The sequence below is a fragment of the Demequina maris genome, from assembly GCF_000971155.1.
Lineage (GTDB): Bacteria > Actinomycetota > Actinomycetes > Actinomycetales > Demequinaceae > Demequina > Demequina maris.
Genome location: NZ_BBLX01000006.1, coordinates 108,704 through 127,099, shown reverse-complemented (window position 1 = coordinate 127,099; position 18,396 = coordinate 108,704). Strand labels below are relative to the sequence as shown.

Genomic DNA, 18,396 nt, shown 5'->3' with positions numbered 1-18,396 from the left:
GACCCGCCCGCGAAGGAGGCACGATGACCGTCCCCCGTGCCAGGCGCCGTCGCGCGGGAGAGCTCCTCGACGCCATCCGCGCCGCGGTCCTCGAGGAGCTGCGCGAGCGCGGCTACCAGGACGTCACCTTCGAGGGCGTCGCGCGCCGGGCCGGCACCAGCAAGACGGTCCTCTACCGACGGTTCGACAACCGCGCGGACATGGTGATCGACGCGCTCGTCACGGCGCGGCTCGGGACGCCGCCGGCGTCCTTCGACGGCCCGCTCCGGGAGGACCTCGTCGCCCTCATGCGTGGCATCATGGAACGGCTCGGGCCCGAGGGCGTGAAGACGTTCCGCGGCGTCATCGGCGAGGTGGACGATGCGACGGTCGCCCGGGTGTCGAGCCTGGTGCTCGCGCAGTTCGAGGCGTGGCTGGCGGGAATCCTCGAGCGGGCGCGCGGCGCGGGCGAGCTGGGCCCGGAGCCCGTGCCGGCCCGCGTGGTCGCGGCGATCGTCGCGCTGCTGCGTCACGAGGTCTTCTTCGTGTACGGCGCTGGCCGCCCGGCCGACATCGAGGGCATCGTCGACGAGGTGGTGCTGCCGCTGCTGCGCGTGTCCACGCACGCGCGCGCCTGAGCATCCGCCCCCGCGCAGACGACGACGGCCCGGATCCGAGGAGGGATCCGGGCCGTCGTGCGCCTGGTGAGGGGGCGGCGCCGCGCTACTCCGCGGGCAGCTCGCGCACGACCTCGACGTCGGTCTCGGTGAGGCTCGCGAGGTGCGACCAGTCGGTGGTGGCGACGAGGTAGCCGGCACCCTTGACGATCGCGGTGTCGGCCGAGGCCGCCTCGATGGTCGCGAGGTCGGTCTCGAGGTCCGCCGCGTCGTTGTAGATGGAGAGCGTGGTCTCGGCGACGCCGTCGCCGTCCACGTCGCACGTGTACTCCCAGCCCGCCACGACGCCCTCGCCGGCGACACGGCCGCCGGCCCAGGCGCCACCGAAGGTCTCGCACGCGGTGACGGTGTTGACGTCGGCGACGATCGTCGCGACGTCGGGCGCGGCGTCCGCGGAGGCGCTCGCGCTCGCGCCGGCGGCGCTGTCGGTGTCGGCCGCGCAGGCGGAGAGGAGGAGGCCGGCGGCGGCGGCGACGAGCGCCGTCTTGGCGCCAGGGGTGATGCGCATGTGCGTTCCTTCGTGTCAGGGGCCCGGTCTGGGCAACCGAGACATCGTAGTCACGTTTTATGTCACCGAATGTCGGCCAAAGGGCCTGGCCCGGCCTGGCCCGACCCGTCCGGGCGGGCGCCTAGAGCGCCGGGCCCTGGATGAGCGTCGCGGTGCCTGTCTGCGTCGCGCCGGTCGCGTCGATCCACGTGAGGGCCACGGTGTCGCCCGGCTCGTAGCCGTCGAGCAGGCTCGCGAGCTCGGAGCCGCTCGCCACCGCGGTGCCGTCGACGGCGGTGATGGTGTCGCCCGCCACCAGGCCCGCCTCGGCGGCCGGGGTGCCGTCGTACACGTACTCGACCTGCGCGCCCTCGGCAGTGGCCACCTGCGACGACCTCCCGCCCGGGAGGAACGCGACCTGCTGGTCGCTCGCGATGGCGACACCGAGCATCGCCGGGTAGCCGAGGGTCACGCCGTCGGACTCGTCGCCCGCCTGGATCTGGGCGACGATCGCGAGCGCGTCCTCGATCGGGATCGCGAAGGCGGTCGTGATCGCGGTTCCGGTCGACGCGGCGGTGGTCATGCCGATCACCTCGCCCTCGTCGTCCAGCAGCGCGCCGCCCGAGTCCCCCGCCACCACGTCGGCCGAGAACTCGATCATGCCGTCGAGCGTCTCGCTCGCTGTCGTGAACTCGGCGGAGGTGGTGACCGAGGAGTCGACCCCCGTGACCGAGCCGTCCGCGGCCATCAGCACGCCGCCACCCTCGGCGTTGCCGACCGCGGTGACGTCGTCGCCCACGGTGACCCCGTCGTCGTCCATCGTGACGGTGGTGAGGCCGGAGGCGCCGTCGAGCTGGAGCAGCGCGACGTCGTCGGCGTCGTCCACGCCGACCACGGTCGCGGAGTACGTCTCCCCGGTGTCGGCCAGGGTCACGATGATCTCGGTCGAGTCCTCGATGACGTGGTTGTTGGTGAGGACGAGGCCGTCGCTCGTGAGGATCATGCCGGTGCCCGCGGCCTCGGCGTCGTCGTAGCCGAGCACGGTGTCGATGAGCACGACGCCGGTGGACTCGTCGTCGCCGGCCGAGGTGGCCGCCTCCTGCGTCGCGGCCGTCGCGTCGGACGATGCGCCGCCGCCCGCGGTGGACCCGTCGCCCGGCCACGTCTCGCCGCGGTACGGGAGGGCGCCGGAGCCGCCGCCGGGCGCGCTCGGAGCCTCCGGCAGTGCGGCGGCGTCGCCGAGGCCCGCGGACGCATCGGCCTCGAGCGCGGCGGACTCCGCCGACGTCGTGGCGACCGCATCGGTGTCACGGGCCGAGACGCCGACGACCACGCCCCCGAGCGCGAGCGCGGAGACCGCTGCGACCACGCCGACGCGGCGCAGACGCGACCGGCGCCGCGGTGCGGCGTCCGCGAACGCCTCGGTCTCGGTCGGCTCGGCGGGCGGCTGCAGGTCCGGGTTCATCGCGTTCTCCTCAGGCGTGTTCACCCCTTCACTCCATCGCTCCAGGCAGGGAGCGACCTCGGAGGATTCCGGGAGTTTGCGAAGAACGGGACCCTGCGGCGCGGCGGCACGCGAAGGGCTCAACGTGGGCGACTCCTCGCCAGGCTGGGGGGCAACTGGCGAGGAGCCGCGTGACCACGTTATGGGCGCCGGAGCACGGTTCCGGGCAGGTTCAGGGCACGTGTCGCCCTGTGTGACCAAATTCGCACGGATCGTGCGCCGGACGGCGCGAAAGGCACCCGAACGATGCGCGATCCCCGCTCAGTCCGCAGGCCGCGGAGACATCACCAGGAGCGCCTCGGGAAGCACCTCCGCCGAGAACGCTCGCGTGGACCCCTCGGTGTCGCCGTCGATCTGGAACGGGACCTCGCGATCGAGCTCCGCCTCGACGCGCCTGCCGGACACCCTCCGCATCGGGGAACCGGGGCTGTCCTGCCCGAGGCTGCCGAGCAGGCGCAGCCACCCGCTCACCCCCCTGGCGCGCGCCACCAGCACGTGGAGGCGGCCGTCCGCGGCCTCGGCGTCCGGCAGCAGGTTCACCCCGCCCTGGAGCTTCCCCACGTTGCCGACGAGCGCCATGATGGCGCTGCCGTCGTGGACCACGCGCCCGTCGACGCGGATCCGCGCCTTGAACGGCTCGGTGCCCACCTGGCGGACGCCGGCGACCACGTACGCGCCGCCCTTGACCACCTTCTTGAGGCGCTCGTCGGTGTCGCGCATGATCTGCGCGTCGAGCCCCACCCCCGCCATCACGGCGAAGGTGGCGTCCGTCCCGTCGGCGGACCACCGGATCATGTCGACGGCCTTCGGCACGCCCGTGAGCGCGGTGTCGAGCGCCTCGTCCTCGTCGAGCGGCACGCCGAGGTTGCGCCCGAGCAGGTTGCCGGTGCCCGCGGGGATGATCCCGACGGGGACGCCGCTGCCCGCCATCTCCTCGCACACCGCGCGCACCGTGCCGTCGCCGCCGGCGACGAGCACCAGGTCGACGTCCTTCGCGAGGGCGTCGCGGGCCATCTGGTGACCGGGGTCGTCCTTCTCGGTCTCGAGCCAGACCGGGGCCTCCCAGCCCGCCTCGATCATGGCGCCGCCGACGCGGCGACGGAACTGGTCGAACTCGAGCACCTTCGTGGGGTTGTAGACGACCGCCGCACGCCTGCCGGAGCGCGCGGCGGCGCGGCGGCTGCGCCACGGCAGGTCGCTGGGCTCGACGCCGCTGATCAGCAGCGCGGCGGAGGCGAGCACCATGCCGAACAGCCAGCCCCCGACCATGTCCGAGAGGCGAACCGTGCCGATCGCCCACTGGTCGGCGCACGTGAAGAGGATGAGGGCGCCGCCGAGCACCCTGACGCGGACGCGCGAGCCGACGGAGAGCCGCTGCGCGTTCGCGACGGTGACGAGCACCCACACCAGGATCGTCACCGCGAGCACGTGGCCGGACGGGTAGGACGAACCCGCGGCGGACAGCGAGTCCGCGAACGGGGTCTCCGGGCGCGGCCGCGCGATCAGGAAGCGCAGGATCTGGGCGAGCGGCATGCCGAGCGCCGCGATCGCGAGCGCGACCGCGAGGTGGCGCTGGCGCCGGCGGTACGAGCGCACGGCGAGCGACGCGGTGACCAGGGTCACGAAGATCGGGCTGGTGGCCAGGGAGAAGGCCTCGAGGACCTGGCCGAGGTAGCTGCGCGGCTCCACGGGCGAGGCCGGGAGCCACGTGTCGACCGTGCGGTCGGCCCATCCGGTCGTCACGGCGATGGTCCAGACCACGAAGGCCGCGAGCGCGAGCCAGAACACGGCCGGCTCGAACGAGCGCCGCCTCGGCACGTGGTCCTGCGGTCCCGCCGAAGTCATCGACTACCTCCTGGTTCGCGCGCCAGGGGGCGCGTCACCACACCCTACGCGGAGGCGGTGCCGATGGGCCACGGATGACCGACCGGCGCGTCAGGCCTCGCCCTCGGCGCGGAGCGCGTCCACGAGGAGCTCGACGAGCGCCTCGAGCTGCACGTCGGCCGACGAGTCCGCATCGTCCACCGCCGCCCCGTCGAGCGCGCGCGCCGCGAGGCCGGACTTGCTGTCGATCAGCTCGGCGATCTTGGCGTCGATGGTCTGCGCCGCGATGATGCGCCACGCGGTGACGGGCTCGGACTGGCCGATGCGGTGGATGCGGTCGATCGCCTGCGTCTGCTCGGCGTCCGTCCACGACAGCTCCGCCAGCACCATGTTCGACGCGACCTGGAGGTTGAGGCCCACGCCTGCCGCCATGAGGGAGCACACGACGATCTGCACGTCGGGGTCCTCGGTGAACGACGAGACGGCCTCCTTGCGGGCCTTGGCCGTCTGGTCGCCGCGGATCGACGTGAAGCGGACGCCGCGCTCGGCGAAGATCCGCTCGGCCTCGTCCATCACGTCGACGTGCTTGGCGAAGAACACCACCTTGCCGACGTTGCGGGCCAGCTGCACCGCGTAGTCGGCGGCCAGGCCCGCCTTCGCCTGGCCGATCCGGCGGACCATCGTGAAGACGTTGTCGCCGGTCTTCTTCGAGCTCGCGTCCTTGAGCTCGGCCGCGGCGATCTGCCGCGCCAGCGCGAGGTCGATGCCCTCGGCATCGGCGGGGCGGGCGGCGGTCGCCCGTCGGTAGCTCGCGACCATGCGCTCGGCGAGCGCGGCCTCCGCGGCCCGGATCGACCGGCCGAGCGGGCCGTCGAGCTCGACCGGGAGGTCGGCGACGCGGCGGGCGGGGATGTCGGCGGCGACGTCCACCTTGCGGCGGCGCACGATGCCCTGGTCCACCACCGCGGCACGCGCGGCGGGGTACCAGCCCCGGTCCGTCGGGATCAGGCCCGTGCTCTCGAGCGCGGCCATGAGCGAGCCGAGCGGCTTCTCGTCGTCGATCCAGCCGAGGTACTGCCACAGGGCGCGGAAGTCCTCGATGTCGTTGATCAGCGGGGTGCCGGTGAGAGCCATCAGCAGCGGGCGGGCGGTGCGGTGGCGGATCCGCTCGGACAGCGCCAGCACATGCTGCGACCGCTGGGAGCGCTGGTTCTTGATGAAGTGCGCCTCGTCGAGCACCATGCCCTTGAAGCCGAGGTCGCCGAACCAGCCGACGTGGCGGTCGAGGATGTCGTAGTTGACGATCACCACGTCCGCGAAGGCGTCCACCTCGTCGCCGTCGCCGTGGACGACGCTCGCCCGTCGCTGCGGGGTCCACATCGCGACCTCGTGCGCCCAGTTGGTCTTGACGACGTTCGGCACGATGACGAGCAGCGGGTACGCGTCGGCGGCCTGCGCCGCGAGCAGCGCCTGAGCGGTCTTGCCCAGGCCCGGCTCGTCGGCGAGCAGGAACGTGCGGTGGCCGCGCGCGGCCGCGGCGACCAGCTGGGCCTGGTGCGGCATGAGCGTACGGCCGGCGGGCAGCCGCATCGTGCCCGCGGACGATGCGCCGGGCTCCGGCAGCTCCATGCACGCGCGGGCGCCGGGCGCGTCCTGCTCGAACGAGCGGAACAGCGGGTCGAGAAGCTCCCACCCGGCGAGGCGACGGGGCTGCGCCGCGGCGCGCTCCTGCGCGGCGGAGAAGTCGGGCGCGAGGAACGGGTTGGCCAGCTGGTACGAGATCGCGGACTGCGGCACGACCCGCTTGTCGGCCTCCGGCGCGGCGGCCGCGGGGACGGGCTCCGGCTCGGGCTCCTCCTCGACCTCGCGGCCGGCGGCCTCGAGCACGGTCCGCTTGTAGGCGCGAGCGGAGTCGGTGACGCGCGCGTCGTCGGCGAGCAGCGCGAGCAGCGAGGTGTCGCGGGCGGCGATCTTGGCGAGCATGGTCGCGACGCCGTCGAGGCGCCGCAGCTCCTCGTCGCGCTTCGCCTGCGAGAGCGAGTCGTCGGCCTTCACGCGGGTGCGCTCCTCGCGGACGATGAGCGCGACGACCTGGAACTTGGTGCGCGCGGCGCCGCGCGTCGGCGGCTGCTTCACCGCGCGGTCGACCTCGCCCGCGAGCGCGGCCAGGAGGGGGATGAGCCCCTTCTCGGCCGGGCGTGCGGAACGCCGGCGCGCGGTGCCGCCGCCGGTGCGTGCGCGGCCGGTCCGTCGCTGCCCTGCTGCTGCCACTTCGTCTCCTTCTCGGTACGTGCCGCAGGCGCGGCACGTGGCGCCGCCCAGGGGGCCCGCGGATGCGCGGGCTCCGTCCCTCGGTGTCCTCGCGCGATCCGCGGGCCCGTCAGATGGGCCGGCGGCGCGTCGGCTGGTGCCGATGCCGAGGTGGGCGGATGCGGATCGCGCTGTGGCGCGATCGCTGGTGCCCCTGCATTGTACGGCGTACGGCCGTGCGAGGCGTAGGACCGTCGCGCGACACGCGGGTACCGCCCGGGCTCGAGGCCCGGCGGAGCGGATGAGCTGGCCGATACGCCGGGTTTTGTCGCTCGCTCGCGTCACCGCTCACGAGGGGCGGCCATCCATCTACGACGCACGTTGCCGTACGCCTCTAGCGACCTACCCGGATGCTCGGGCGGGCAGCCCTCGAACGCATCCTGTCTGGCCTTGCTCCGGGTGGGGTTTACCTTGCCGCTCCTGTCACCAGTCGCGCGGTGAGCTCTTACCTCACCCTTTCACCCTTACCCCTCCTCCGAGGAGGAGAGGCGGTCTTCTCTCTGTGGCACTGTCCCGCGGGTCACCCCGGGTGGCCGTTAGCCATCACCCTGCCCTGCGGAGCCCGGACGTTCCTCGGGACCCCCGAGGGGGCCACGCGGCCGCCTGGCCAGCTCATCCGCCCTGCAAGGATACCGGGCGCGCCCACCCCGTGACACCCCACCGCAACCGGCGCACCGATGCGACCTCGCCCGACGACTGCTCTGGTACTGGAGATCGAGCCGCGATCCATACGCCGGTTGGCGCCACGCATCCGCGAGGATGGAGCCCGGACCCGAGCAGAGGAGCGACCATGCAGGTCTCGCGGCGCGCGCAGGCGATCGAGCCGTTCCATGCGATGGCGTTCGGCGACCTCGCGAGCGAGCTCGAGGCCGCCGGCCACCGCATCGTCCGCCTCAACCTGGGCGAGCCCGACTTCGGCGCCCCGGCCGCGGTCCGCCGCGCGATGGTGGGGACGATGGACGGGCGTCGGCTCGCGTACACGTCATCCCTCGGCACCCCCGAGCTGCGCCAGGCGATCGCCGGCTTCTACCGCGAGCGCCACGGCGTCGAGGTGGACCCCGCGCGGATCGCCGTCACCATGGGCGCGTCGGCGGCGCTGGTGCTCACGATCGCCGCGACCGTCGACGACGGCACCGACGTGCTCATGGCGGACCCGAGCTACCCGTGCAACCGGCAGATCGTCGCGTCGTTCGGCGGCCGCGCGCTCACGGTGCCCACCTCCCCCGCCACGCGCTTCCAGCTCACCCGCGACCTGGTCGAGAGGGCGTGGACGTCCGAGACCGGCGTGGTGATGGCCGCGACGCCGTCCAACCCCACCGGCACGACGATCCCCCAGGGCGAGCTCGCCGCCATCAGCGACCTCGCCCGCGAGCGCGGCGCGTGGCGGCTGGTCGACGAGATCTACCTCGACACGGCCGACCGTGGCCCCGACGGCTCGCCGCAGCGCACGGTGCTCGCCCACGATCCCGACGCGATCGTCCTCAACTCGTTCTCCAAGGCCTTCGGCATGACGGGCTGGCGCCTCGGCTGGTGCGTGCTGCCCGAGGCGCTGGTCGGGCCGGTGGAACGGCTCGCGATGAACTACTTCCTGTCGGCGTCCGCCCCCGTCCAGATCGCGGCGCTCGAGGCCTTCTCCCCGGAGTCGCTCGCCGAGGCCGAGGAGCGCCGCCTCGACCTCCTCGCCCGCCGGCGAACGATGCTCGACGGGCTCGCGCGCATCGGCCTGCCCGTGCCGTCGGAGCCGGACGGGGCGTTCTACGCGTTCGCGGACGTGTCCGGGACCGGGCTCGACGCGTGGGACTTCTGCGGCCGCGCGCTCCGGGAGGCGCACGTCGCGCTGACCCCCGGCCGCGACTTCGGCGCCACGCACGGCGACACCCACGTCCGCCTGTCCTACGCCGCCTCGCATGAGGACATCGTCGAGGGCCTCGCCCGGCTCGAGAGGTGGCTGGGCTCGCTGGGGTAGCCGCCCGGACCACACCCCGCCCGCCGCCAGAGGCGTGACCTCCGGCGGAGGGATCGGGCCCGCGCACCGCCTACCCTTGAGCCCGTGCTGATCCTGCTGCCGCCCTCCGAGGGCAAGACCGCCCCCGCCGCCGGCTCCCCCGTGGACCTCGGCAGCCTCTCGCACCGCGGCCTCGAGGCGCACCGCCGTCGCGTGGGGGACGCGCTCGCCAAGGTCAGCGGCCAGCGCAACGCGATGGAGGCGCTCGGCGTAGGCGCCTCGCTCTCCGCGGAGGTCGAGCGCAACCGCACCGTGTGGGACAACCCCGCCGCCGCATCTTCCACCGTCTACACGGGCGTGCTCTACGACGCGGCCGGCATGGCCGACTGGGACGCCGCCACCCTGGACAAGGCGCGCGAGAGCGTCCGGATCGTCTCCGCTCTGTGGGGCGCCGTCTCCCCTGCGGACCGCATCCCCGCGTACCGCCTGTCGATGGGCACCAGCCTGGGCCGGCTCGGCGGGCTCGCGACCTACTGGAGGAAGCACCTGCCCGCGGAGCTCGACGCGCTCGCCGACGGCGGCCTCGTCATCGACTGCCGCAGCGCCTCGTACGTCGCCGCGTACCGCCCCGCCGACTCCCCCTGGGTCGCCGTCTCCGTCCAGCGCGAGCTGAACGGCAAGCGCGCGGTGGTCAGCCACATGGCCAAGCACACGCGCGGGCTCCTCGCGGCGCACCTGGTGAGGGACGATGCGCGGCCCCAGACCGCGGCCGACCTCGCCGACGCCGCGGCCGGGATGATCGGCGACGCACTCGTGGACGTCGCGCTCACCCCCAAGGCGAAGGGGCCGGACGAGCTCACGCTCGTCATCGCGGGCTGAGCGCCGCTCCGCACGCGCACGCAACCGGCGCATCGTCCCGACCTGGTGCGCAAATACCAGGCTGTTCACCGCCGAGCCGGGATCTGTACGCCGGTTGCGGCGGACGCGCGGCGCGTCGGGAGGGTGGCGGGTCAGGTCAGCGAGTAGCCGCCGTCGACCGCGATGGTCTGGCCGGTGACGAAGCCGCTCGTCATGAGGAATACGTACGCGCGCGCGACCTCGCGGATGTCCGCGGTGCGCCCGAGCGGGATGCGGGCCTCCATCTCGCGCCGCATCGCGACCACCTCCTCGTCCGAGTGGTGCTTCCACAGCGGCGTCTGGGTCCACGTGGGCGCGACGGCGTTGACGCGCAGCCCCGGGGCGAGCATCAGCGCCTTCTCACGCACCAGCTCCTCGATCTCGACGTTCCCGGCGACCATGGCGCGGGCACCCTCGCCGCCGTTCCCGCGGGTGGAGCCGGCCGTCAGCACGAAGGACCCGCCCTCGCGGACGCTGCCCGCGAGCGCGTCGACCAGGTGGCGGTTGTGGTGGACCTTCGTGCGCGCGATCTCGCGGACGACGTCCTCCTCGTCCTCGGGGACGTCGTCCTCGAGCCGCCCACCGAGGGTCGACACCACGTGGTCGACCTCGCCGACCGCCTCGACCAGGGCGCGACGCCCCCGGTCGGAGCTCACGTCGATCGCGAGCGCGCTGGCCTTGCCGCGGGCGAGCGCGCCGGCCTCCTGCGCGGTCGCGTGGGTCTTGGCGGAGTCGCGCCCGACGACGATGACGTCGGCGCCGGCGAGGGCGGAGTCGAGCGCGACCTGCCGCCCGAAGCCCGACGATCCCCCGACGACCAGCACCCGCTTCCCGGCGAGCGAATGGCGGGCGACGATCGGGTCCTCGTAGGCGGACGGCGGCCTCAGCGCTGTGGACATCGGATCTCCTCTCGAGAAGATGCTCCTCTAAGGCAACGTCCGACCACCTGCATTGATTGCCAATGACAAAGGTGAAGGGTGTGACTGCCGGGATCAGGTCGGCATCGCCCCATGCTTCCCTCGCGCCCCACGGTTCACACTCTTCATTGGGAGTCACCTGCGAGGCGCGGCGCTCACGTCGGCGAGCCTTCCCGCGGCCTCGCGCTCGTCGGCCCAGTGCTCGAGCAGCTGCAGCTTGTCGGCGGTGGGCGACCCGGGGGTCACCGCGTACACGAGCAGCGTGAGGTCGGGGTCGGAGGGCAGCTCCATCGCCTCGAATTCGAGGTCGAGCCGCCCGACCGCCGGGTGCCGCAGCTGCTTCGCGCCCGAGCGGTGGAACTTGACGTCGTGCCGCGCCCACAGCCGGCGGAACTCCTCCGACCGCGTCGACAGCTCGCCGATCAGCTGGGTGAGGCCCTTGTCGGTGGGCCGGCGCCCGGCCTCCATGCGCAGCAGCGCGGTGACGTCGGCCGTCGCCTGGTCCCAGTCGACGAAGAACTCGCGCGAGGCATCGTCGAGGAACACGAAGCGCGCGGTGTTCGTGGGCCGCTCGGAGCTGTCGAGCAGCGGCGCGTACAGCGCGCGCGATGCGCGGTTGTGCGCGAGGTGGTCGAGCCGGCCGTTGCGCACCCACGCGGGGGCGGTGATCGAGTCGAGGATCGCCTGGATCGTGGGCCGCACGGCACCTGTCGGGCGGCGGCCCGACGCGCGGGACGATGCGGGGCCCGCCGCCCGCGCGAGATCGAACAGGTGGTCGCGCTCGGCCTCGTCGAGCTGGAGCGCGTTCGCGAGCGCGTCCAGCACGGAGTCGGAGGCGCCGGACAGGTTGCCGCGCTCGAGCCGCACGTAGTAGTCGACGGAGACGCCGGCGAGCATCGCGACCTCCTCGCGGCGCAGTCCGGGAACGCGCCTGTTGCCGCCGTACGCGGGCAGGCCCGACTGCTCGGGGGTGATGCGGGCGCGGCGCGAGCGCAGGAACTCGGTGACCTCGGGGTTCGTGCTCATGCGTCCAACGTACGGCGGGCGTCGGCCGGGAGGGAGGCACGCTCGGTACCCGTCTCGCCTGCCGCCCTGTCGGGACACTCAGTCCTCCGATATGCGAGCGGACGCGCGTCTCGGGACAACCAGTCCTCCGGGGACACGCGCGCGGCGCCCGGGGTGGCGTCCGCGGCGGACGCGACCGCAAGGACTGAGCGTCCCGATCGGGGTCCGGCGTGCCCTGACGCGCGCGGGGTCCCGGCGACCCGGGTAACGACAGTGCCTCCCAGCGCCCGCGGGCCGGACCTAGCGTCGAGGACATGGAGCACATCACCCTCAACAACGGCGTCACGATGCCCGCCCTGGGCTACGGCGTCTTCCAGACCCCTCCCGACGAGACCGCGACGGTCGTGACCGAGGCGCTGCGGGTCGGCTACCGCCACATCGACACCGCCGCCGCCTACTTCAACGAGGCGGGCGTGGGCGCCGCCATCGCCGCGTCCGACATCCCGCGCGACGACCTCTTCATCGAGACGAAGGTGTGGGTCAGCGACTACGGCCACGACCAGACGCTCCACGCGTTCGAGAAGGCGACCGCGAAGCTCGGCGTCGAGCACCTCGACCTGCTGATCCTCCACCAGCCCGCGCCGACCCGCTGGGACAGCACGGTCGCGGCCTATCGCGCGCTCGAGGAGCTTCACGCGGACGGAAAGGTGCGCGCGATCGGCGTGAGCAACTTCATGCCGCACCACCTGGAGCGCCTGCTCGAGACCGCCGACGTGATCCCCGCGGTCAACCAGATCGAGGTCCACCCCTACTTCCAGCAGAAGGACCTGCTCGCCGCGAACGCCGAGCACGGCATCGTCTCCCAGGCCTGGTCCCCGATCGGCGGCATCACCTTCTACCCGGGCTGGGGCGACGGCAAGCGCTCGACCCTCGAGGACCCCACCATCGCCGCGATTGCGGCCGCGCACCGCAAGACCCCGGCGCAGGTGATGCTGCGCTGGCACGTCCAGGAGGGCCGCCATGTGATCCCCAAGTCGGTCACCCCGAGCCGCATCGCTGACAACTTCGACATCTTCGACTTCGCACTCACGGGCGAGCAGCTCGCGGCTATCGACGCGCTCGACACCGGCGTGCGCGGCGGCCCCGACCCCGACACCCCGCGCGACGCGTTCTTCGCCCTCGCGATCCCCGAGGCCTGAGCCTCACCGCGCTATCCAGTCCCCGCATCGTCCCTCGCAAAGGAGCAGAAGATGAAGTACACCCGCCTCGGATCCTCCGGGCTCCGGATCCCGCGCCTCGCGCTCGGCACCATGACCTACGGCAGCCCCACCTCGCAGGTGCCCGCGTGGGGCGCTTTCGCGTGGGAGGAGGCCGCACCCTTCTACCGTCAGGCCGTCGAGCTCGGCATCACGTTCTGGGACACCGCGAACGTCTACAGCGAAGGCGCGAGCGAGGAGCTCACCGGCCGCGCCATGCGGGAGTTCAGCACTCGGGAGGAGATCGTGCTCGCCACCAAACTGCACTTCCGGATGCACGACGGCCCCGGCGGCCAGGGCCTGTCCCGCAAGGCCGTGATGGAGCAGATCGACGCGTCGCTGCGGCGCCTCGGCACGGACTACGTCGACCTCTACCAGATCCACCGCTTCGATCCCGCCACCCCGATCGAGGAGACCATGGAGGCGCTCCACGACGTGGTGAAGGCCGGCAAGGCGCGCTACCTCGGCGCCTCGGCGATGCACGCCTGGCAGTTCGCGACCATGCAGCACGCGGCGGACCTGGGCGGGTGGACGCGGTTCGTGTCGATGCAGGACCAGTACTCGCTCCTGTACCGCGAGGAGGAGAGGGAGATGATGGGCCTGCTCGCCCACCAGGGCGTGGGCGCGATCCCGTACTCGCCGCTCGCGAAGGGCCGCGTCGCGAGGCCGTGGGCCACCGCCACCTCGCGGAGCGGCAACGACCCGGTCGCGGACGCGACGTTCGTCGACGCGGACAAGGGCGTGGTCGACGCGGTCGAGCACGTCGCAGCCGAGCGCGGGGTCCCGATGTCGCAGGTGGCGCTCGCGTGGGTCCTCCGCAACCCGGTGGTCTCCGCGCCGATCGTCGGCGCCACCAAGCCGCGCCACCTGGCGGATGCGTCGGCGGCGGTGGACCTCGAGCTCTCCAGCGACGAGGTCCAGGCGCTTGAGGAACACTACGCGGTGCGCGAGCCCAAGGGGTTCTAGGAGGCACGACAGCTGATCCGGCGCCACGGGACCCTGGTCGCGCGCCGGCGGTCGAGCTCTGTGGGAGCCTGGGGCCATGAGCGATCAAAGCGCGCTGTTCCCGGGCAAGCAGTTCATCTCGACGGTGCTCGACGCGCTCGAGACCAAGACCGCGATGAGCGGCGGCCTGGCCCGCGTCTACCTCATGCGCGCCGCGATGGCCGGCGTGATCATCGGCGTCATGTACCTCACGACCTTCGCCGTGATCTCGGCCTTCGCGAGCATCGGCGAGGGCGACTGGGTCAACGTCGGCAAGCTCGTCGGGTCGATGGTCTTCGGCTTCGCGCTCGTGTTCATCTACTACAGCAAGTCCGAGCTGCTGACGTCGAACATGATGATCGTCTCGATCGGCGCGTACTACCGCCGGACGACCCCGCTGAAGTCCCTGCGGATCCTGCTCATGTGCTACGGCGGCAACTTCATCGGCGGCCTCGCCGTCGCGATCATGGTGGCCGGCTCGAGCATGGCCGACGGCGCGATGGGCGCCCAGCTCGACGCCGCGGTCGAGCACAAGCTCGCGTACTTCGACCACGGCCTCGCCGGCATGTCCGACCTGTTCATGCGCGCCGTGCTGTGCAACTTCATGATCAACCTGGGCATGCTGCTCGTCTACAACGGCGTCATCAAGGAGGACATCACCAAGGTGCTCGCCATGGTGATGAGCGTCTTCGTGTTCGCGTTCGTCGGCTTCGAGCACTCCGTCGCCAACACCGTGGTCTTCACGGTGTCCGCCCTCACCCACGGGCTCGACTACGGACTCGCGCTCGCGCAGCTCGGCATCGTGCTGCTGGGCAACTTCGTCGGTGGCGGCCTGCTCATCGGCTGGTACTACGCGTACGCGAACGACGACCGGAAGTTCCTGCGCAAGCAGCTCGCGCGGCACTCCGGAGACGACGAGTAGCCGGCGTCACCCGCCTGCGGCGCCCCACCCGGGCGCGGTGCATCCGGTCCCGGGACGGGTTCGGTCAGGTTCCCCGCTCGGTCACGAACCGGCGCGCCCTTCGGCGGGCGGGGACGAGGAGATCAACCCCAGTAGGCGCTCTTGCTCGTGACGACGTAGGTGCCGTTCTTCCACTTGAAATCGACCGAGGCGTAGCCGTACGGCGAGGGCGTGGGCCACTCGACGGTGATCGTGCGCTGGTACCGCGACGTGTACTCATACGTGCGGGTACCCGAGGTACCGGCGATCTTGCGCACCTGGGCGATCGTCTTGCCCGTCCAGATCTTCTGGAACTCGCCCTTGGTCATCTTGTCAGCCGTCTGCTTGGCGTCGACGCCCCACGACACAGACTTCGAGTCGAGGACCCACCTGCCGTTCTTCTTCTCGAAGTCGACCATGACCCAGCCGTACGGCGAGGTCGCGGTCTTCCACTCCCGCGTCTGCGACTTGACATACGTGCCGATGTACTCGGAGGTCTTGGCACCCTTCGAGTCGAACTTCGCCTGCACGGTGGCGAGCGGGGTACCGCGCTTGACGGCGGCATACTCGGACCGGTCGACCTTAGGCGTCGAGTCGGCCGAGGCCGGCACGGCGATGCCGACCGCGAGTGCGGCGCCCGCGACGGCGACGACGATGCGCTTGAACATGTCTCTCCATTCCCCCAGGGTCGATCCCTGTAGCGGCGCCCCGCTCGGTCGTGAACCGATGCGCCCGTTGGCGGGCGGGGCCGGCGCGATGCCACTCGCGCGACACGTCACGGAGGTGCGGCGAGCACGCCGGCCCATGGCCGGATTGCGGACGGGAACACGGTCGTGCGCCCGCGGCATCGCCCCTCAGCAGGTGTCAATGAGCGACCCCCGCGTCGACCGCGTCAGCGATGACGCGGCAGGTCTGCGGGGAGCGTCGCCACGTGTGGCGAACTTCGCGAGAGATAACGATAACGGACGTATCCGACATCTCCGAATCCGGATCCCATGCGCCGCCGTCCGCCACATCGCGCACGGCTCACGCGCCTGCGCCGTCCCGCACCGCCGCGACATGACGTGGCGCCGTGAAGCCCGGACGTAGACCCCAGGCCTCGTCCTCGCCCGCGTCGAGCATCCACACGTACTCGTTCTTGAGCTTCGCGCCGTCGTTCGCGAACGGCCCCGTGCGGTACGGGTAGATCGCGATGGTGGGCAGGGTGCCCTCCGGCGACGTGCGGATCGCGTTCGAGAAGTCGCCGTTGGCGCGGCGCATCGCCGCGAAGAGCAGCGCCCCCACCGCGGCCTCGTCGAGCTGCGGCCCGCGCTCGATCCGCTGCAGCGCGATGTGCAGCTGGCGGTCGCCGCGCGCGTCCTCGTAGCTCACCAGGCGATGGTTCTCGATCGCGTCCGCCAGCCCGGGCGCGTCGTAGATCGCGTCGCGGACCGTGTCGGGCGCCACGACGGCCCCGTTGAAGTCGACCGACATGTCGGAGCGGCCGTAGAGGAACAGCAGCGGCAGGTCGGTGATGCGCGAGCGCTTCACCTCTGACAGCCCGAGCTCCTCGAGGACCGGGTCGAGGTCGCGCAGCCGCAGCGTGTGCCCTCGGTCGTGGATGTTGTACCGGATGCGTGGGTTGATGTTGCTGCCGCGCGTGATCGTGACGAGCAGCTCGCCCGCCTCGTTCGACTCCATGAGGTAGTCGAAGGGGTTGAACTGGAACACCATGGGCAGCACGCCGTACTCGTCGCGCTTCGTGATGCGCGCCGCGAGCTCCGGCGACGCCGCGATCGCCTGCCGCAGCTGCACCGAGAAGTCCGTCTCGATCGCGATGTTGATCTCGAGGTCGGAGGCGCCGTACGAGCCGAACACCGCAGCGGCGTTCTTGCCGATGATCGCGCGCATCCGCTCGCTGATGCCCTCGCCGCCGAACGCGGTGACGATGTCGTACGCGGTCCAGTCGAGACGGTCGTCCTCGAACAGTGCCTTGAGGAAGGGCGGGTACCCGAGGATCACGTACGTGAAGCCCGGGCCGAACTCGCGCATCGTCTGGACCACCTTGTCGCGGTCGGGCCCGATGGACTTCATCATCGTGATCTCGGTGAGCGAGGCGGAGATGTTCATGCCCGTCGCCCACGCGCCCAGCGAGAAGCAGTTGAGCACGAACGGCTGCTTCGTGAGCGTGCGGGACGTCCGCGAGTAGCCCATCTGCAGCAGCTGGCGGGTCGCCATGCGCTCGTCCGGTCCCCGCACCCAGCTGGTGGGCACGCCCGAGGAGCCGGAGGACTCGTCGACCACCACCCCGCGTCGCGGCAGGCGGCCGTCGAGGCTCCGGTCCATCACGGACCAGCGGGCGATGTAGCCCGCCTTGTCCATCTCGGGGAGCCGCGCGAGCGCCTCCGCGAGCGAGCCGTCCTTCCCCAGGTCCGGACCGTGGCCCGCCTCCTCGAGGAACGCGCGGTACGCGGGGACGCGCCGCGACGCCACGTGGAACGTGCGCCACGCCCTCCCCCGCCCGAGCCACCAGCGCAGCGGCTCGATGCCCGGCCCCAGCAGGAGGCGATGCGTCGTGGGCTTGCGCGCGAGCACGCGGATGACCGCGTCGAGCACCTCGATGCCGGCGAACGCGGGGTACCTCAGCAGGCCTCTCATGCGACGAGCATCTCCTCGAGCGGGCGCCGGTGGGCGACGGGTGGGGTCTTGGCGTAGCCGAGCCGGACGAGCATCCAGGCCATCCGGCCGTCGGACTCGTCCGCGCCCGCGATGTCGACGAACCGCGCATGCGACCGTGGGTTCGTGATCACCGTCCCGAACGGATGAAGCGAGACGCCCCGCGCCGTCAGCTCGAGCCAGCAGCGCATGAAGACGCGCCCGGCCTCGACGTAGTCGCGCGGGCAGGCGAAGGGCCCCTCGAACCAGGCGAGCTGCCGCACGCCACGCATCGTCCTGAGGTACATGCCGCGGATCGCGGCGCCGATCACCGGCGCCTGCCACAGCCCGCGGTGGCCCATCGCGAAGCGCAGCAGCGGCCCCGGCATCAGCATGGCCGCGGCGCTGAGCCCGTCGCCGCGCTCGGCGGCGTCGTGCTCGCTGAAGCGCAGCCACTCCATGATCTCGGCGTAGACGGCGTCGTTGCGGAGGTCGTCGAACAGGGTCTCCTGGTTGATGCGGATGATCGGCGCCACGACCCGCGCGTCGCCCGACCACGAGAAGCGCTGCCCGTGGCCGGCGGCGAGCTCCTGGACCTCCTCCAGGTCCACGCGGGGCACGACGCGGTCGTCGTACGGGCGGCGGTTGGTGCGGCGCACGCGGAACGCATCTGCGGCCCGCGGGTCCTCCGCGCCCGGCGCCTGCGGCTCCAGCGTCACCGCGCCGAGCCGGTGCAGTCGGTCCGTCGCGTCGAAGTCCATCTCCTCGAGCTCGAGCGCCTCGTCGACGCGGTACCCGGCCGCCGCGGCGACCACGCGCAGCGACTCGAGGAACACCCCCGCGCACACGTGGCCGAACGGGATGCCGAAGTTCTCCGCCGGCAGCCCCCGGTCGAGGTCGTAGAACACCTCGGCACGCGCCGCGTCGATCACCCGCACCCGGATAGGCTGCGAGTTGTGCGGGGACGGGTACCGGCGGACGTTCTCGAGGAGCGGGAGCCATGGCCCCGACGATGCGGTCATGGCCGCGAGCGTAGG

General features: G+C 72.3%; 15 protein-coding genes and 1 other RNA gene. 6 read left to right on the top strand and 10 right to left on the bottom strand.

The window, feature by feature from the left end:
* Positions 1 to 23 precede the first annotated feature (23 nt).
* Positions 24 to 617, top strand: coding sequence for a TetR/AcrR family transcriptional regulator (locus AOM02_RS08850; RefSeq protein ID WP_062298794.1), 594 nt, complete (start codon positions 24 to 26; stop codon positions 615 to 617).
* 85 nt (positions 618 to 702) lie between these two features.
* Here AOM02_RS08850 and AOM02_RS08845 read toward each other — a convergent pair whose 3' ends face one another.
* From AOM02_RS08845 to rnpB, 5 genes are all read right to left on the bottom strand, one after another.
* A complete protein-coding gene (locus AOM02_RS08845; RefSeq protein ID WP_062298793.1) occupies positions 703 to 1,164 on the bottom strand; it encodes a hypothetical protein in 462 nt (153 codons plus the stop codon).
* A 121-nt stretch (positions 1,165 to 1,285) separates the two neighbouring features.
* Positions 1,286 to 2,632, bottom strand: coding sequence for a S1C family serine protease (locus AOM02_RS08840; protein WP_062298792.1), 1,347 nt, complete (start codon positions 2,630 to 2,632; stop codon positions 1,286 to 1,288).
* Positions 2,633 to 2,908: 276 nt separating this feature from the next.
* The gene (locus AOM02_RS08835; RefSeq protein ID WP_062298791.1) at positions 2,909 to 4,492 is read right to left on the bottom strand and encodes a bifunctional phosphatase PAP2/diacylglycerol kinase family protein; all 1,584 of its coding nucleotides are present in this window, start codon (positions 4,490 to 4,492) and stop codon (positions 2,909 to 2,911) included.
* Between the two features lie 90 nt (positions 4,493 to 4,582).
* Positions 4,583 to 6,742 (bottom strand): DEAD/DEAH box helicase, encoded by a 2,160-nt coding sequence (locus tag AOM02_RS08830; protein ID WP_062298790.1) that lies wholly within the window; start codon positions 6,740 to 6,742, stop codon positions 4,583 to 4,585.
* Positions 6,743 to 7,019: 277 nt separating this feature from the next.
* Positions 7,020 to 7,396, bottom strand: an RNA gene (gene rnpB / locus AOM02_RS08825) — RNase P RNA component class A.
* A gap of 175 nt (positions 7,397 to 7,571) precedes the next feature.
* Between rnpB and AOM02_RS08820 the strand changes: the two genes are divergently transcribed.
* Entirely contained in the window at positions 7,572 to 8,747 is a 1,176-nt protein-coding gene (locus AOM02_RS08820) for an aminotransferase class I/II-fold pyridoxal phosphate-dependent enzyme (RefSeq protein WP_062298789.1), read from the top strand.
* A gap of 84 nt (positions 8,748 to 8,831) precedes the next feature.
* A complete protein-coding gene (locus AOM02_RS08815; RefSeq protein ID WP_062298788.1) occupies positions 8,832 to 9,605 on the top strand; it encodes a YaaA family protein in 774 nt (257 codons plus the stop codon).
* Positions 9,606 to 9,736: 131 nt separating this feature from the next.
* On the opposite strand, the gene AOM02_RS08810 is transcribed toward AOM02_RS08815, so the two are convergent.
* Both AOM02_RS08810 and AOM02_RS08805 read right to left on the bottom strand, forming a co-directional pair.
* Positions 9,737 to 10,522: an SDR family NAD(P)-dependent oxidoreductase gene (locus AOM02_RS08810; RefSeq protein WP_062298787.1), complete on the bottom strand. Its 786-nt coding sequence runs from the start codon at positions 10,520 to 10,522 to the stop codon at positions 9,737 to 9,739.
* Positions 10,523 to 10,675: 153 nt separating this feature from the next.
* The gene (locus tag AOM02_RS08805) at positions 10,676 to 11,566 is read right to left on the bottom strand and encodes a helix-turn-helix transcriptional regulator (RefSeq protein ID WP_062298786.1); all 891 of its coding nucleotides are present in this window, start codon (positions 11,564 to 11,566) and stop codon (positions 10,676 to 10,678) included.
* Positions 11,567 to 11,859: 293 nt separating this feature from the next.
* On the opposite strand from AOM02_RS08805, the gene AOM02_RS08800 reads away from it, so the two are divergent.
* From AOM02_RS08800 to AOM02_RS08790, 3 genes are all read left to right on the top strand, one after another.
* Positions 11,860 to 12,744 (top strand): aldo/keto reductase, encoded by an 885-nt coding sequence (locus tag AOM02_RS08800; protein WP_062298785.1) that lies wholly within the window; start codon positions 11,860 to 11,862, stop codon positions 12,742 to 12,744.
* A gap of 51 nt (positions 12,745 to 12,795) precedes the next feature.
* On the top strand, positions 12,796 to 13,767 hold the full coding sequence (locus tag AOM02_RS08795; protein ID WP_062298784.1) for an aldo/keto reductase: 972 nt from the start codon (positions 12,796 to 12,798) through the stop codon (positions 13,765 to 13,767).
* 76 nt (positions 13,768 to 13,843) lie between these two features.
* Positions 13,844 to 14,707, top strand: a complete 864-nt coding sequence (locus tag AOM02_RS08790) for a formate/nitrite transporter family protein (RefSeq protein WP_062298783.1) — start codon at positions 13,844 to 13,846, stop codon at positions 14,705 to 14,707.
* Between the two features lie 122 nt (positions 14,708 to 14,829).
* Here AOM02_RS08790 and AOM02_RS08785 read toward each other — a convergent pair whose 3' ends face one another.
* From AOM02_RS08785 to AOM02_RS08775, 3 genes are all read right to left on the bottom strand, one after another.
* The gene (locus AOM02_RS08785; RefSeq protein ID WP_062298782.1) at positions 14,830 to 15,393 is read right to left on the bottom strand and encodes a hypothetical protein; all 564 of its coding nucleotides are present in this window, start codon (positions 15,391 to 15,393) and stop codon (positions 14,830 to 14,832) included.
* A gap of 358 nt (positions 15,394 to 15,751) precedes the next feature.
* A complete protein-coding gene (locus tag AOM02_RS08780) occupies positions 15,752 to 17,362 on the bottom strand; it encodes a phenylacetate--CoA ligase family protein (protein ID WP_062298781.1) in 1,611 nt (536 codons plus the stop codon).
* On the bottom strand, positions 17,359 to 18,381 hold the full coding sequence (locus AOM02_RS08775; RefSeq protein WP_062298780.1) for a nitroreductase family protein: 1,023 nt from the start codon (positions 18,379 to 18,381) through the stop codon (positions 17,359 to 17,361). The genes AOM02_RS08780 and AOM02_RS08775 overlap by 4 nt, the downstream gene beginning before the upstream one ends.
* Positions 18,382 to 18,396 lie beyond the last annotated feature (15 nt).